Annotated in this window: 15 protein-coding genes; 2 read left to right on the plus strand and 13 right to left on the minus strand. The window is 64.4% G+C overall.

Annotated elements, in window-relative coordinates:
• Window positions 1-2: 2 nt before the first annotated feature.
• The 11 genes from nuoK to RFA01S_RS13700 form a co-directional block, all read right to left on the minus strand.
• Window positions 3-302 (minus strand): NADH-quinone oxidoreductase subunit NuoK, encoded by a 300-nt coding sequence (nuoK, locus tag RFA01S_RS13650; RefSeq protein WP_027496783.1) that lies wholly within the window; start codon window positions 300-302, stop codon window positions 3-5.
• The gene (locus tag RFA01S_RS13655; protein WP_032366452.1) at window positions 299-1,066 is read right to left on the minus strand and encodes an NADH-quinone oxidoreductase subunit J; all 768 of its coding nucleotides are present in this window, start codon (window positions 1,064-1,066) and stop codon (window positions 299-301) included. The genes nuoK and RFA01S_RS13655 overlap by 4 nt, the downstream gene beginning before the upstream one ends.
• Entirely contained in the window at window positions 1,063-1,608 is a 546-nt protein-coding gene (gene nuoI / locus RFA01S_RS13660; RefSeq protein WP_027496782.1) for an NADH-quinone oxidoreductase subunit NuoI, read from the minus strand. Before nuoI ends, RFA01S_RS13655 begins: the two co-directional genes overlap by 4 nt.
• Window positions 1,601-2,881 (minus strand): NADH-quinone oxidoreductase subunit NuoH, encoded by a 1,281-nt coding sequence (gene nuoH / locus RFA01S_RS13665; RefSeq protein ID WP_032407118.1) that lies wholly within the window; start codon window positions 2,879-2,881, stop codon window positions 1,601-1,603. Before nuoH ends, nuoI begins: the two co-directional genes overlap by 8 nt.
• Before the next feature lie 26 nt (window positions 2,882-2,907).
• The gene (locus RFA01S_RS13670; protein WP_081371332.1) at window positions 2,908-5,481 is read right to left on the minus strand and encodes an NADH-quinone oxidoreductase subunit G; all 2,574 of its coding nucleotides are present in this window, start codon (window positions 5,479-5,481) and stop codon (window positions 2,908-2,910) included.
• Window positions 5,478-6,779: an NADH-quinone oxidoreductase subunit NuoF gene (nuoF, locus tag RFA01S_RS13675; RefSeq protein ID WP_032407073.1), complete on the minus strand. Its 1,302-nt coding sequence runs from the start codon at window positions 6,777-6,779 to the stop codon at window positions 5,478-5,480. Before nuoF ends, RFA01S_RS13670 begins: the two co-directional genes overlap by 4 nt.
• 1 nt (window position 6,780) lies before the next feature.
• Window positions 6,781-7,677 (minus strand): NADH-quinone oxidoreductase subunit NuoE, encoded by an 897-nt coding sequence (gene nuoE, locus RFA01S_RS13680; RefSeq protein WP_032387259.1) that lies wholly within the window; start codon window positions 7,675-7,677, stop codon window positions 6,781-6,783.
• On the minus strand, window positions 7,674-8,972 hold the full coding sequence (gene nuoD / locus RFA01S_RS13685; RefSeq protein WP_032387258.1) for an NADH dehydrogenase (quinone) subunit D: 1,299 nt from the start codon (window positions 8,970-8,972) through the stop codon (window positions 7,674-7,676). Before nuoD ends, nuoE begins: the two co-directional genes overlap by 4 nt.
• Complete coding sequence (locus RFA01S_RS13690; RefSeq protein WP_174557255.1) at window positions 8,972-9,676, minus strand: NADH-quinone oxidoreductase subunit C; 705 nt, start codon at window positions 9,674-9,676, stop codon at window positions 8,972-8,974. Before RFA01S_RS13690 ends, nuoD begins: the two co-directional genes overlap by 1 nt.
• Window positions 9,673-10,227, minus strand: a complete 555-nt coding sequence (locus RFA01S_RS13695) for a NuoB/complex I 20 kDa subunit family protein (RefSeq protein WP_032387257.1) — start codon at window positions 10,225-10,227, stop codon at window positions 9,673-9,675. Before RFA01S_RS13695 ends, RFA01S_RS13690 begins: the two co-directional genes overlap by 4 nt.
• A gap of 71 nt (window positions 10,228-10,298) precedes the next feature.
• Window positions 10,299-10,658, minus strand: a complete 360-nt coding sequence (locus tag RFA01S_RS13700) for an NADH-quinone oxidoreductase subunit A (protein ID WP_027496775.1) — start codon at window positions 10,656-10,658, stop codon at window positions 10,299-10,301.
• A 290-nt stretch (window positions 10,659-10,948) separates the two neighbouring features.
• On the opposite strand from RFA01S_RS13700, the gene RFA01S_RS13705 reads away from it, so the two are divergent.
• Entirely contained in the window at window positions 10,949-11,662 is a 714-nt protein-coding gene (locus RFA01S_RS13705; RefSeq protein WP_032387256.1) for an aquaporin, read from the plus strand.
• Between the two features lies 1 nt (window position 11,663).
• On the opposite strand, the gene RFA01S_RS13710 is transcribed toward RFA01S_RS13705, so the two are convergent.
• Window positions 11,664-12,113 carry a DNA-binding transcriptional response regulator gene (locus RFA01S_RS13710; RefSeq protein WP_052057262.1) on the minus strand — a complete coding sequence of 150 codons (450 nt, stop codon included), beginning with the start codon at window positions 12,111-12,113 and terminating at the stop codon, window positions 11,664-11,666.
• A gap of 89 nt (window positions 12,114-12,202) precedes the next feature.
• Complete coding sequence (locus tag RFA01S_RS13715) at window positions 12,203-12,838, minus strand: AMIN-like domain-containing (lipo)protein (RefSeq protein ID WP_139278447.1); 636 nt, start codon at window positions 12,836-12,838, stop codon at window positions 12,203-12,205.
• A gap of 99 nt (window positions 12,839-12,937) precedes the next feature.
• Between RFA01S_RS13715 and RFA01S_RS13720 the strand changes: the two genes are divergently transcribed.
• A complete protein-coding gene (locus tag RFA01S_RS13720; RefSeq protein WP_027496773.1) occupies window positions 12,938-13,213 on the plus strand; it encodes a hypothetical protein in 276 nt (91 codons plus the stop codon).
• The last annotated feature ends 2 nt before the right edge of the window (window positions 13,214-13,215 follow it).

A 13,215-nucleotide genomic window follows, 5' to 3' on the forward strand; every position in this document is an offset into this window, starting at 1 on the left:
CGTCAGTTCTTCATCAGATTGTTCTCGTCCATCGAGATCGAGCGACGAGAACGGAAGATGGCCATGATGATCGCCAGGCCCACCACCACCTCGGCTGCAGCTACCACCATGGTGAAGAACGCGAACAATTGGCCGTCGAGATTGCCGTGCATGCGAGAGAACGCGACGAACGCGAGATTGACTGCGTTGAGCATCAATTCGATGCACATGAACACGATGATGGCGTTGCGCCTGACGATGACTCCCGCCGCGCCGATCGTGAACAGCAGAACCGACAGGTAGAGGTAATTCTCTGGATTCATCGCGTGTCACCCCCGTCCACCTTGTACTCGATGCCTCGATCGGCGAACAGTGCGTTGACGGACGAGTCCGACTCGCTTCCGTCCGGGAGCAGAGCCCGTCGATCGACGCCGTTGTGACGAGCGAACACACCGGGGCTCGGCAGCGGCGTCACCCTGGAGCCGTCACGGAACCGGTCCTGCGACATCTCCCGCTGACCCTTCACCGGTCCCAGAGCCTCCCGGTGCGCCAGAATCATCGCCCCGATGGTGGCCGTGATCAACAGCGCGCCGGTCAGCTCGAACGCCCAGACGTACTCGACGAAGATCAGCTCGGCCAGGCCTTCTACGTTTCCGGTGGAGTTGGCCGCGTCGAGTCCGGCGAAATCGAGTCGCCCGGCGCGGGCCGAGTCGCGCAGCAGCACCCCGATGATCAACAGCCCGAAGCCGATTCCGATGACAACGGCCGCGATACGGTGCCCGCGCAGTGTCTCGGTCAACGACTCCGAGGTATCGACCCCGACGAGCATCAGGACGAACAGAAACAGCATCATGACCGCGCCGGTGTAGACGACGATCTGCACGACACCGAGAAACAGGGCCCCTTGGGCCATGTAGAAGGTAGCGAGAACCACCATGGTGGCCGCGAGGAACAGTGCCGAGTAGACGGCCTTCGTGCTCATCACCACACCCAGTGCACCGATGACCGCAACGACACCGAGGGTCCAGAACTGCACGGCCTCGCCGGTGGAGGTTGCCTCGAGCGCGAGCTGAACGGTGGCAGTCATCGAACCGGCCCTCGATCGGTGTCGGCCTCGCTCTCGGCACCGGTGACGGCACCGCGGTAGTAGTCCTCTGCCGAACGCCCCGGTGCCATCGCGTGCGGCGGCGGCACCATGTCCGGCTCCAGCGGTGCCAGCAGCGAATCCTTCTCGTAGATCAGGTCGGCTCTGTTGTCACCGGCCAGTTCGTATTCGTTGGTCATCGTCAGAGCCCGTGTGGGACAGGCCTCGACACACAGTCCGCAGCCGATGCACCGGAGATAGTTGATCTGGTAGACCCCGCCGTATCGCTCGCCCGGCGAAAACCGTTCGGTCTCGGTGTTGTCGGCACCTTCGACATAGATCGCGTCGGCCGGGCAGGCCCACGCACAGAGTTCGCAACCGATGCACTTCTCGAGCCCGTCGGCGTACCTGTTGAGCTGATGGCGGCCGTGATAGCGCATCTCGGTCGGCTTCTTCTCCTCCGGATACAGCTCGGTTTCGGGCTTTTTGAACATGGTGGCGAAGGTGACACCGAAACCTGCTATAGGACCGAGGAATTCAGGCATCGGCGTTCTCCTTCTGGGACGCGGCCACGGTGGACCGTGCGCCGGCGTGCCGGCTCGCGATGTTCGTGCCCTGCTTCGGAATGGGAGGTACGGGAAACCCGCCCGCCGCAGCGTCGAACGGTGCGACGGGTGCAGCAGGCGGCAGGTTTCGTGTGCGCGCGCGGCGGCGCAGTAAGAGCAGCAGCGAACCCAGGACGGCGACTGCAAAGATCGTCGACACCACGAATGTGACCAGAGGTACGTCGTATCGCCCGGCCCCCAGAACCCGCACCGTCGCGATCACCATCACCCAGATCAGAGCGACGGGAATGAGGATCTTCCAGCCGAAGTTCATGAACTGGTCGTAACGCAATCGCGGCAACGTCGACCGCAACCAGATGAAGACGAACAGGAACACCCACACCTTGGCGACGAACCACAGCACCGGCCACCACCCGGAATTGGCACCGCTCCACAGACTCAACGGAATCGGAGCCCGCCAGCCACCCAGGAACAACGTGGTCGCGAGCGCCGACACCGTGACCATGTTGATGTACTCGGCAAGCATGAACATCGCGAAACGCAAGGAGGAATATTCGGTGTGGAACCCGCCCACCAACTCCCCCTCGGCCTCGGGCAAGTCGAACGGCGCGCGGTTGGTTTCACCCACCATGGCCGTCACGTACACCAGGAACGACGGCAACAACAGGAACACGTACCAGGTGCTCTGTTGCGCACCAACGATTCCGGACGTCGACATGGTGCCCGCGTACAGGAACACCGCAGCGAACGAAAGCCCCATCGCAACCTCGTAGGAAATGACCTGAGCCGTCGAACGCAGTGCACCCAGCAACGGATACGTCGAACTCGACGCCCAACCGGCCAGGACGATCCCGTACACACCCACCGAGGTGACCGCGAGGATGTACAGAACCCCCACCGGCAGGTCGGTCATCTGAAGCGGAGTCGTAGTGCCGAACACCGACACCTCGGGACCGAACGGAATCACCGCGAAGGCCATGAAGGCAGGGACCACCGAAATGATCGGAGCCAGAATGTAAATCGGCTTGTCGACGCCGGTCGGAGTGATTCCCTCTTTCAGAGCGAGCTTGATCCCGTCCATCAGAGACTGCAACAGTCCCCACGGACCCACCCGATTGGGCCCGACGCGCATCTGCATCCACGCCATGATCTTGCGCTCGGCATAGATGGCCACGAGCGGTGTGAGCACAAGAAAAACGAAGACCGCCAGGGCCTTGCCGACCACCAGCCACCACGGGTCGGTGCCGAACATCGACAGATCGGTCGGCGCTGCGACAATCACGATGCACCACCCCCGGGTCGTTCCGCAGGCTCCACTCCCGCACTCCCGAGTCGTTCCACAGGCTCCACTCCTGCACCCTCAGGTCGCTCCGCGGGCTGATCCCTGCGAATCCTCACCACCGCACCCGACTCCGCGCCGAGTGAGCCGTACACCGAAGACCCCGGTGAGTTCATCGGCACCCACACCACGTTGTCGGGTAGATCGGTGACTTTCAGTGGCAACGTGATCGAGCCCCGGCCCGTCTCGACCCTGACCAGGTCGCCGGGCGACGCTTCGATGCTCGACGCCGTCGTCTCGGACAGCCTGATCACGGGTGCCCGGCCGGTCTGCGCGAGATTGTCCTCGCCGTCCTGCATCCGTCCCGAATCGATGAGCATTCGCCAGGTGGCCAGAATTGCCTGGCCGATGGAGAGCGTCGGCATATCTCGCCGTGGTGCCACTCGGGCCACAGGAATCCGTGATCCGCTCCAGGCTCCCAGCCGTGCCAACTCGCCGCGCGCCGCCGCCGCGTCGGGTAGCGACAGTTCGACTCCCATCTGCGCGGCAATGGCGTCGAGAACGCGTTGGTCGGGCAATACTGCGCCGGCACCGAGTGCCGTGTCGAACGTGCGAGGCCTGCCCTCCCAGTCGACGAAGGTTCCGGGCTTGTCGACCACCGGTGCCACCGGAAACACCACGTCGGCCCGCTCGGTGACGGCGCTGTGGCGTAGTTCGAGGCTGACCACGAATGCCGATCGGTCCACCGCGTCGAGCGCACCCTGCGGATCGGGCAGATCGTCCGGGTCGATCCCTGCGGTGATCAGGGCGCGGTCAGGCCCGGCATCCGCCAGTATCGCCGCGGTATCTCGGCCCGCGTCCGTAGGCAGTTCTGTCACTCCCCACACGGCTGCCACCTCGGCGCGGGCGGCGGCGTCGGCGACGGGCCGCCCGCCCGGCAGCAGGTTCGGCAACGTGCCTGCGTCGAGGGCACCGCGCTCCCCTGCCCGTCGCGGAATCCATGCCAGGTTCGCTCCGGTGTCGTCGGCCAACTTCGACGCTGCGGACAATGCACCGGGAACGGAACCGAGCCGCTCGCCCACGAGCACGATCGCTCCAGGGCTCCGGAGGAGCTGGGCGATCGATTCGGTACCGCGGTCACCCACGTGCAGTGCGTCGAGCCACTGTGGTTCCTCGCCGGGAATCGACTGCAGGAGCACCCCGTCGAGCTTGCGCAGACCGCGGCTGGCCCAGGATGCGATGGACGCCACGACCACGCCGCGGGTCCGGCGCGCCTTGCGCAACCTGAGGAACATCAGCGGTGACTCTTCTTCGGGCTCGAACCCCACCATCAACACCACAGGAGCGTTTTCGAGATCCGAGTAGGTCACGCCCAGCCCCGTCGCCGCGATACGACCGGCCAGGAACTCCGCTTCCTCGGCGCTGTGAGCACGGTTGCGGAAGTCGATGTCATTGGTGTGCAGCACTGTTCGCGCGAACTTGGCGTATGCGTAGGAGTCTTCGACAGTCGATCTTCCGCCCACGAGTACCGCAGCGTTCCCGATCGACGCAGCCAGTCCCGTTGCCGCCGCCGCCAATGCGGCCGACCAGGACGTCTCGACCAGAGCCCCCGATTCGTCTCTGACCATCGGTGCGCCGATGCGGTCCGGCTCGCTGGCGTACTTGAATGCCCACCGGCCCTTGTCGCAGTTCCACTCTTCGTTGACCTGGGGATCGTCACCAGCCAACCGGCGGAGGACCTTGCCACGACGATGATCCGTGCGTTGCGCACAGCCTCCTGCGCAGTGTTCGCACACGCTCGGCGAGGACGTCAGATCGTACGGGCGCGCTCGGAACCGATACTCGGTGTTCGTCAGTGCACCCACGGGGCAGATCTGGACGGTGTTCCCCGAGAAGTAGGAGTCGAACGGCTCGGTGCCGAAGATGCCGACCTGTTGCACGGCACCGCGTTCGAGCAGCTCGATGGATGGATCACCGGCAACCTGCGCCGCGAAGCGAGTACATCGAGCGCACAGGACACAGCGTTCGCGATCGAGCAGAACCTCGGCCGACAACGGAATCGGTTTGGGATACGTACGTTTGGTCTCAGTGAACCTGGACTCGGTGCGACCCGCGGCCATCGCCTGATTCTGCAGTGGACACTCACCACCCTTGTCGCACACCGGGCAATCGAGAGGATGATTGATCAGCAGCAATTCCATGACGCCACGTTGCGCTTTGCCCGCGACCTCCGACGTCACCTGAGTGCGCACCACCATGCCCTCGGCCACGGTCGTCGTACAGGACGCCAACGGCTTGCGTTGCCCCTCGACATCGACCAGACATTGGCGGCAGGCGCCCACCGGATCGAGCAGCGGATGATCGCAGAATCGCGGAATCTGTACGCCCATCAACTCGGCCGCGCGAATCACCAACGTGCCCTTGGGAACACTGATCTCGTGGTCGTCGATGGTCAGTGTCACCATCTCTACTGGGGCGACCGACTGCTCAGGGCTGGCAGGAGTGGAGCCCGCGGAACGACCCGAAGATGCAGGAGTGGAGCCCGCGGAACGACCATGTGCTGCTGCAGTCATGACGTCAGCTCCTCTGCCATCAGGGTCGATCGGTGTGGATCGAATGGGCATCCCTGCTCGGTGACGTGACGGATGTATTCGTCACGGAAGTACTTCAGCGAAGACACGATCGGGCTGGCAGCACCGTCTCCCAACGCGCAGAAGGACTTTCCGGCGATGCCGTCGGCGATGTCGAGCAAGGTCGTCAGGTCGGCCTCGGTACCGGTTCCACCGTCGAGGCGACGCAGAATTTGCACCAGCCAGTACGTGCCCTCCCGGCACGGTGTGCATTTGCCGCAGGATTCGTGTGCGTAGAACTCGGTCCAGCGCAGCACCGCTCGCACCACGCAGGTCGTCTCGTCGAATATTTGCAAGGCCTTGGTGCCCAGCATCGATCCGGCGGCACCGACGCCCTCGTAGTCGAGTGGAACATCGAGATGCTCGCCGGTGAACATCGGCGTCGAGGATCCTCCCGGCGTCCAGAACTTCAGTTCGTGTCCCGGTCTGATCCCGCCCGCGTAGCCGAGCAACTCCCGCAGCGTGATCCCCAACGGTGCCTCGTACTGGCCTGGACGGCAGACGTGGCCCGAGATGGAGTACAGCGTGAAGCCGGGTGACTTCTCGCTACCCATCGATCGGAACCACTCGATTCCCTTGCGCAGGATCACTGGAACGCTGGCGATCGATTCGACGTTGTTCACCACAGTCGGGCGTGCGTAGAGGCCCGCCACTGCGGGAAACGGTGGCCGCAGCCGAGGTTGTCCGCGCCGACCTTCCAACGAGTCGAGGAGGGCTGTTTCCTCGCCGCAGATGTACGCGCCGGCTCCGGCGTGGATCACCAACTCCAAGTCGAATTTCGTTCCGAGAACACCCTTTCCCAGATAGCCCGCCGCGTAGGCCTCGGCGACCGCAGCCTGCAGCCTGCGTAGCACCGGCACTACCTCGCCGCGGACGTACACGAATGCATGGGATGCGCGAATTGCGTACGCGGCGATCACTATTCCTTCGACCAGCGTGTGCGGGCTCGCCATCAGCAGGGGCATGTCCTTGCAGGTACCCGGCTCGGACTCGTCTGCATTGACCACCAGATAATGCTCTTTACCGTCGTTCTGCGGGATGAAGCTCCACTTCGTTCCGGTCGGAAATCCTGCGCCGCCGCGACCGCGTAATCCGGATTCCTTGACGAAGGCGATGAGGTCGTCGGGGTCCATCGCGAGGGCCTTCTCGAGCCCGCGGTATCCGTCGTGGCTGCGGTATACGTCGAGCGTCCAGGAATCCTTCTCGTCCCAGAACTCGCTCAACACCGGCGTCAGGGCCATGTCACGCTCCCTTCGTCGGTGGATCGGTCTCGGTGGTGTTCGGTTGTGGTGGCACGGTCGCCGAGGGTGCCGGTGCGGGCTTGTCTCGCACCGTCTCCGGTGCGGCCGCGGCTCCGACGTCCGGGTGATCGTCGTTCGGTCGTGCTCCGGCCTCGGGTGCCGACATCGCGTGTTCGCGCGCGTATCGAAGACCGGCCAGGGTGGCGTCGCCTGCACTACCGGTCGCTTCGAGTGCTTCGGGCCGATCGTCGGAAAATCCGGCGAGAATTCGCTCGGTCTCGCGGAACGTGCACAGCGGTGCTCCACGCGTCGGAGTGACCTGGGTGTCGGATCGAAGTGCATCGACCAAATCCCGCGCAGACGACGGGGTGCTGTTGTCGAAGAACTCCCAATTGACCATCATCACCGGGGCGTAATCGCATGCGGCATTGCACTCGATGTGTTCGAGGGTGATCGTGCCGTCGGCGGTGGTACCTCCGTGCTCGACGTCCAGGTGATCACGCAGCGCGTCCATGATGGCGTCGCCGCCCATGACAGCACACAGCGTGTTGGTGCACACGCCGACGCGGTACGTCCCGGTGGGTTCGCGTCGATACATCGAGTAGAAGGTCGCGACTGCAGTCACCTCCGCCCCGGTGAGTTCTAGTACCTCCGAGCAGAATTCGATTCCAGCGGGCGTGAGGCAGCCGTCCTCGGCTTGCACGAGATGGAGCAGCGGCAGCAGGGCCGATCTGGCCTGCGGATAGCGCGCGACGACGATATCGGCGTCGGCGTGCAGCCGGGCGAGCACCTCGGGGGGATACGACGTTCGTGCACCCGCCGCGGCCAGTTGCACCGGTTCGTCCGGCCGGGCTCCGAGTTGAATCAGAACCGGTTCCGACTGGGGCTGCGTTGTCATCGATCCACCCCACCCATCACCGGGTCGATACTGGCGACCGCGGCGATGACGTCGGAGATCATTCCGCCCTCGCACATTGCCGCCACCGCTTGCAGGTTGGTGAAGGACGGATCTCTGAAATGCACTCGGTACGGCCTGGTTCCACCGTCGCTGACGATGTGTACCCCGAGCTCCCCTCGCGGCGACTCCACCGAGGACAACACCTGGCCGGCCGGGACCCGCATTCCCTCGGTCACCAGTTTGAAGTGGTGAATCAGCGATTCCATCGAGGTGTCCATGATGGTCCGCACATGCTCCTGAGAGTTGCCCAGGCCATCGGGTCCCGAGACCAGCTCGGCCGGCCACGCGATCTTCTTGTCGTCGATGACGACCGGACCGGGACGCAGGCGGTCGAGGGCCTGTTCGACTATCTTGAGCGATTCCTTCATTTCTTCGACGCGAATCAGATATCGCCCGTAGCAGTCGCATCCGGTATCGGTCACCACGTCGAACTCGTAGTTCTCGTACCCGCAGTAAGGATCGGACCGTCGCAGGTCGTAGGGCAGTCCGGTCGAACGCAGCACCGGACCGGTGACGCCCAGCGCCATACATCCGGTGAGATCGAGATAACCTACGTTCTCGGTTCTGGCTTTCCAGATCGGGTTGTCGTTGAGCATGAGTTCGAGGTCGCGCAGGCGTCCCGGCAGCACGCGAAGGAGCTCACGTATTCTGCCGACCGCGTCCTCGGGTAGGTCCTGCGACAGTCCGCCCGGCCGGATGTAGGCGTGGTTCATGCGCAGGCCGGTGATGGCCTCGAAGACGTCGAGTATCAGCTCGCGCTCACGGAACCCGAACAGCATCGCGGTGACCGCTCCCAATTCCATTCCGCCCGTGGCCAATGCGACGAGATGCGACGAGATGCGATTCAGCTCCATCAGCATCACCCGGATCACCGTGGCGCGCTCGGGAATGTCGTCGGTTATACCCAGTAGCTTCTCCACGCCGAGGCAGTATGCGGTTTCGTTGAAGAACGGCGACAGGTAGTCCATGCGGGTGACGAACGTGACGCCCTGGGTCCAGTTTCGGTACTCGAGATTCTTCTCGATTCCCGTGTGCAGATACCCGATCCCGCAACGAGCCTCGGTGACGGTCTCGCCCTCGATTTCGAGAATCAACCGCAGCACGCCGTGTGTTGACGGGTGCTGCGGGCCCATGTTGACCACGATCCGCTCGGTACTCGATCCGCGGGCCAACTCGACGACGTCGTCCCAGTCCTGTCCGGAGACCGCGTAGATGGTTTCGTCCGTTGCACTCATCAGTTGTACGACCTGCGCTCGTTGGGAGGCGCGACGCGAGCGCCCTTGTACTCGATGGGAATTCCGCCCAGCGGATAGTCCTTGCGTTGTGGATGACCGACCCAGTCGTCGGGCATCTCGATCCGCGTCAATGCAGGATGACCGTCGAAGACGATGCCGAAGAAGTCGTAGACCTCGCGCTCGTGCCAGTCGTTGGTGGGATACACCCCGCACAGCGACGGACTGTGTGGATCGTCGTCGGGGACGGCAACTTCGAGTCGGAGCCGACGGCCGTGCGTGATGGAGACCAGATGGTACACAACGTGCAACTCCCGGCCGATCAGGTCCGGATAGTGCACACCCGATGCGCCGGTACACAATTCGAATCGCAATTCTTCGTCGTCCCGTAGCGCCTGGGCGACGGCAGGCACGTACTCCCGCACCAGATGCAGCGTCAATTCGCCGCGATGAATCACCACCCGTTCGACGGCGGCGTCGAACGTAGCGACGGGGTTCACAGCAAGAAGGACGGTGGCCAACCGATCGACGAGGGCATCGAAGTAGCCGCCGTAGGGCCGCGTCGCGGTGTCCTCCGCTGCCGCCGGCGGCACCAATCGGCCGTAGCCCGACGTGTCGCCACTACCGCGAACCCCGAACATCCCGCGTGGCCGCTGAGACATTTTTCCTGGCGGCTGAGACATCCCACCCGGCGGCTGCGCCGTCATCGGAGCAAACCTTTCAGATCGATCGTCGGGGTGGACGAGAGTGCGGCCGCCTCGGCGGCCGCTCGCACCTGTTCCCGGTTGATACCCAACGGCATCTGCTGAATCTTCTTGTGCAACTCCAGGATTGCGTTGAGCAGCATCTCGGGCCGAGGCGGGCACCCGGGCAGATAGATGTCGACGGGCACGATGTGGTCGACTCCCTGGACCACCGCGTAGTTGTTGAACATTCCGCCCGAGGATGCACAGACACCCATGGCGAGAACCCATTTCGGTTCTGCCATCTGGTCGTAGACCTGCCTCAACACCGGAGCCATCTTCTGGCTGACGCGGCCGGCCACGATCATCAGATCCGCCTGCCGGGGGGACGCGCGAAACGCTTCCATTCCGAATCGCGCGAGATCGAAACGGCCGGACGTGGTGGCCATCATTTCGATGGCACAACATGCGAGCCCGAAGGTGGCGGGCCACAGCGAGCCCTTACGTGCGTACCCGGCCAACCCCTCGACGGTGGTCAGCAGGAATCCGCTGGGTAGCTTCTCTTCGAGTCCCATCGATCACGCTCTTTCGCTTCCGCAGAATGAGAACAGTGCATCGTGCCGTCGTCGTATCCGAGATCGTGTGGTCAGTCCCAACCGAGCCCGCCTCGCCGCCACTCGTACACGTAGGCCACCGACACGTTCACGACGAACAACGCCATCGCGACGAGCCCGAACGCACCGAGAACGTCGAGGTGGACGGCCCAGGGATACAGGAAGACGATCTCGATGTCGAAGATGATGAACAGCATCGCGGTGAGATAGAACTTCACCGGAAATCGTTGTCCCGTAGGCGCATGCATCGTGGGTTCGATCCCACATTCGTACGCGTCGAACTTCGCTCGGTTGTATCGGGCGGGTCCCACCATCGTGCCGACCATCACCGAGAAGACCGCGAACGCGACTGCGACGGCACCCAGGACGAGAATCGGAACGTAGGCGTTCATTCGGGCATCCGCTCCCTCGATCGACGACCGCGCCGCCGCGAAAGTAAATGCGACGGCCGTACCAATGTGACCTGAACCACACAGTATGGGTTCGGTGCAGATCTCGCGGGATTTCGAGCAGTCCAGTTTCGTAAACCGTTGACGCGCATGGGCCACCCACCCTCGGACCCAATCATTGATGTGATCCACATCACTCTTGCCTCACATGCGGTCCACACCGCGAGGGACGACCAATCACCGAACATTTCCGGCCACCCGACCCGGGCTGCCGCCACCACTAAGGAGAGACGATGAAGTCGATTTCCGTCTCGGCGCTCGCCGCCGAGGGACTGGGAACTGCCCTGCTCGTGATATTCGGCGTCGGCACCGCCGTCATCGCGGGCGACACCGTCGGAACCCCGGGCATCGCCCTGGCGTTCGGACTCACACTGCTTGCCCTCGTCTACGCGATCGGCCCGATCTCGGGCTGCCACATCAACCCGGCCGTGACGATCGGAGCCCTGATAGCTCGCGCCATCACCCCGATCAAGGCTGCGTTCTACATCGCCGCCCAGGCCGCAGGTGCAGTGATCGGCGCGCTGGTCGTACTGTTGGTCGCATCAGGCCGTCCCGGGTACGACATGTCGTCGGACGGTCTGGGCACCAACGGATTCGGCAGCTCCTCGCCCGGAGCGTACGGCTTGGCGTCGGTCGCGGTGTTCGAGACGATCGCGACCGGCCTGCTCGTCCTCGTCGTACTCGCCACCACGGCCCCCACCGTTCACCCCGTCGTGGCGGCCGGCATCCCGATCGGCCTGACCCTGACCGTGGTTCACCTGCTGGGCATCGGAATCGACTCGACCTCGGTCAACCCTGCTCGGTCCCTCGGCCCCGCCCTCGTCGCCGGCGGCCCTGCCCTGTCACAACTATGGGTGTTCGTGGTGTTCCCCATGCTCGGAGCTGTCGTCGCCGGCTCGATCCACCGGTTCGTGCTGACGGTGCCCGCATCGGAGAAAACGGTCTGATCTACCGCGATCGGGAGACCCTGGCACCGACGCGACCCGAGTGCTGCCTCAGCAGATCGACCACCGCGCGCCCGAGTCGGATCGGATCCACTGGATGGGGAACTGCGGCCTCGGCGCGCGACCAGTCGGCCAACCACCGGTCGTCGGGGCGTCCGATGAGCACCAGCACCGGCGGGCAGTCGTCGATCTCGTCCTTGAGTTGCTTTGCCAAACCCAGTCCGCCGACAGGCGAGGACTCACCATCGAGGATCGCCACATCGATTCCACCCGCGTCCAGGTGCTCGATCACCACGGCCGCGGTGGCAACCTCGACGAAGTCGACGACGCCGAGCGCCGGATCGGGCCGGGTGCCCACCGCAGACACCACCTGAGCGCGCGTGGCCGCGTTACTGCTGTACACGAGCACACGCACCTGACCTGCCGAACTTGCTCTCGCTGTGGCGTCGGACACACCGCGATGGTAGCGCGGCCCCCGGTGGACCGGGCCCGAACGCACGTCGCAGAGGTACTTTCGCGTCGTCGACGTCGTGTGGCGGCAGCTCAGGAGATGGTGACGACCACGGCGGCCGGTTCCTCGGTGCTGTGCACCGCGAAGTCCGGACGGTCGGACGCCACGGCGACGAAGGACTGTGAGATTCCATCGGCATCGGCCAGGAAGTCGACTGCCACCACGGCGGAGTCCGGCTCGTTGCGAATCCGATCCGGCCCGGCATACGGAACGACGGTGACATCCGGCTCGGTCGAGGTACCGGCGATGTCGACCTGGAGTACGGCTCGCCCGGGAAGCGCGACCGGCTCACTGGTTCCGTATCGGACGGCCTCGTCGACGTAGCGCACCGTGTAGGACACCGGCCCGTTGCCGCGCAGTCGATACTCGACGGAGGAGGCTCGCAACACCACGTCCGTCACCGCCACGGGTGAGCCCGACGGGTGACGAATTCCCTCCAGCGACAGTCCCGGCACGACCGGCGGCACCGTTTCGGTGGGGGCGGTCGGCGCGGTGAACGGGTCACCGACCACGAGCGAGCCGGTGGCGGTCTCGAAGTTCGGTGGCGGTGACGCATCGGGCGTCGGGCGAGCGGCCTCACCGGCGGAGCAACCGACGAGCAGCACAGCAGCGAGCAGTGGTGCTACGACCGACCCGGCCGCCACAGGCCTGCGATACCCCTCGCTCATCGACTCACCGTACAGATGAAACCGATCGGTTCGATAGTGTCGATCGGCCCGGTTCGGTCACGGTCCCACCTGCCGCAAATCCTGCTAGCGTCGTCGAGCATGGAGCCCACGAGCTATTCGTCCGGTGAACGCGTGTTCGGACCTCCCAACGGGACGTTCGACGCGGACTGGGCGGCCACCGCGCTGCGGTCCAACCGACCGGAATTGGACCACCCGACCTCGGTGCGACTGGTCGAGCGGGCCTGGGAGTTGCTTCGATCGTCGAATCTTCGCGGCGAGCCACTCGCGACGGCTCTGGATCTCGAGCCCGGCCTCGCCTCGGCGGTCGCGGCCGTGGCAACGGAGACGGCGGAGCTCTACCTCGACCGACGGTAGGT

The organism is Rhodococcoides fascians NBRC 12155 = LMG 3623, assembly GCF_001894785.1.
Classification (GTDB): Bacteria; Actinomycetota; Actinomycetes; order Mycobacteriales; family Mycobacteriaceae; genus Rhodococcoides; species Rhodococcoides fascians.

What these genes read in the sequence shown, in the direction of transcription:
- nuoK (WP_027496783.1), bottom strand. Translation starts at nt 302, where the DNA reads ATGAATCCAGAGAATTACCTCTACCTGTCGGTTCTGCTGTTCACGATC.
- RFA01S_RS13655 (WP_032366452.1), bottom strand. Translation starts at nt 1,066, where the DNA reads ATGACTGCCACCGTTCAGCTCGCGCTCGAGGCAACCTCCACCGGCGAG.
- nuoI (WP_027496782.1), bottom strand. Translation starts at nt 1,608, where the DNA reads ATGCCTGAATTCCTCGGTCCTATAGCAGGTTTCGGTGTCACCTTCGCC.
- nuoH (WP_032407118.1), bottom strand. Translation starts at nt 2,881, where the DNA reads ATGTTCGGCACCGACCCGTGGTGGCTGGTGGTCGGCAAGGCCCTGGCG.
- RFA01S_RS13670 (WP_081371332.1), bottom strand. Translation starts at nt 5,481, where the DNA reads ATGACTGCAGCAGCACATGGTCGTTCCGCGGGCTCCACTCCTGCATCT.
- nuoF (WP_032407073.1), bottom strand. Translation starts at nt 6,779, where the DNA reads ATGGCCCTGACGCCGGTGTTGAGCGAGTTCTGGGACGAGAAGGATTCC.
- nuoE (WP_032387259.1), bottom strand. Translation starts at nt 7,677, where the DNA reads ATGACAACGCAGCCCCAGTCGGAACCGGTTCTGATTCAACTCGGAGCC.
- nuoD (WP_032387258.1), bottom strand. Translation starts at nt 8,972, where the DNA reads ATGAGTGCAACGGACGAAACCATCTACGCGGTCTCCGGACAGGACTGG.
- RFA01S_RS13690 (WP_174557255.1), bottom strand. Translation starts at nt 9,676, where the DNA reads ATGACGGCGCAGCCGCCGGGTGGGATGTCTCAGCCGCCAGGAAAAATG.
- RFA01S_RS13695 (WP_032387257.1), bottom strand. Translation starts at nt 10,227, where the DNA reads ATGGGACTCGAAGAGAAGCTACCCAGCGGATTCCTGCTGACCACCGTC.
- RFA01S_RS13700 (WP_027496775.1), bottom strand. Translation starts at nt 10,658, where the DNA reads ATGAACGCCTACGTTCCGATTCTCGTCCTGGGTGCCGTCGCAGTCGCG.
- RFA01S_RS13705 (WP_032387256.1), top strand. Translation starts at nt 10,949, where the DNA reads ATGAAGTCGATTTCCGTCTCGGCGCTCGCCGCCGAGGGACTGGGAACT.
- RFA01S_RS13715 (WP_139278447.1), bottom strand. Translation starts at nt 12,838, where the DNA reads ATGAGCGAGGGGTATCGCAGGCCTGTGGCGGCCGGGTCGGTCGTAGCA.
- RFA01S_RS13720 (WP_027496773.1), top strand. Translation starts at nt 12,938, where the DNA reads ATGGAGCCCACGAGCTATTCGTCCGGTGAACGCGTGTTCGGACCTCCC.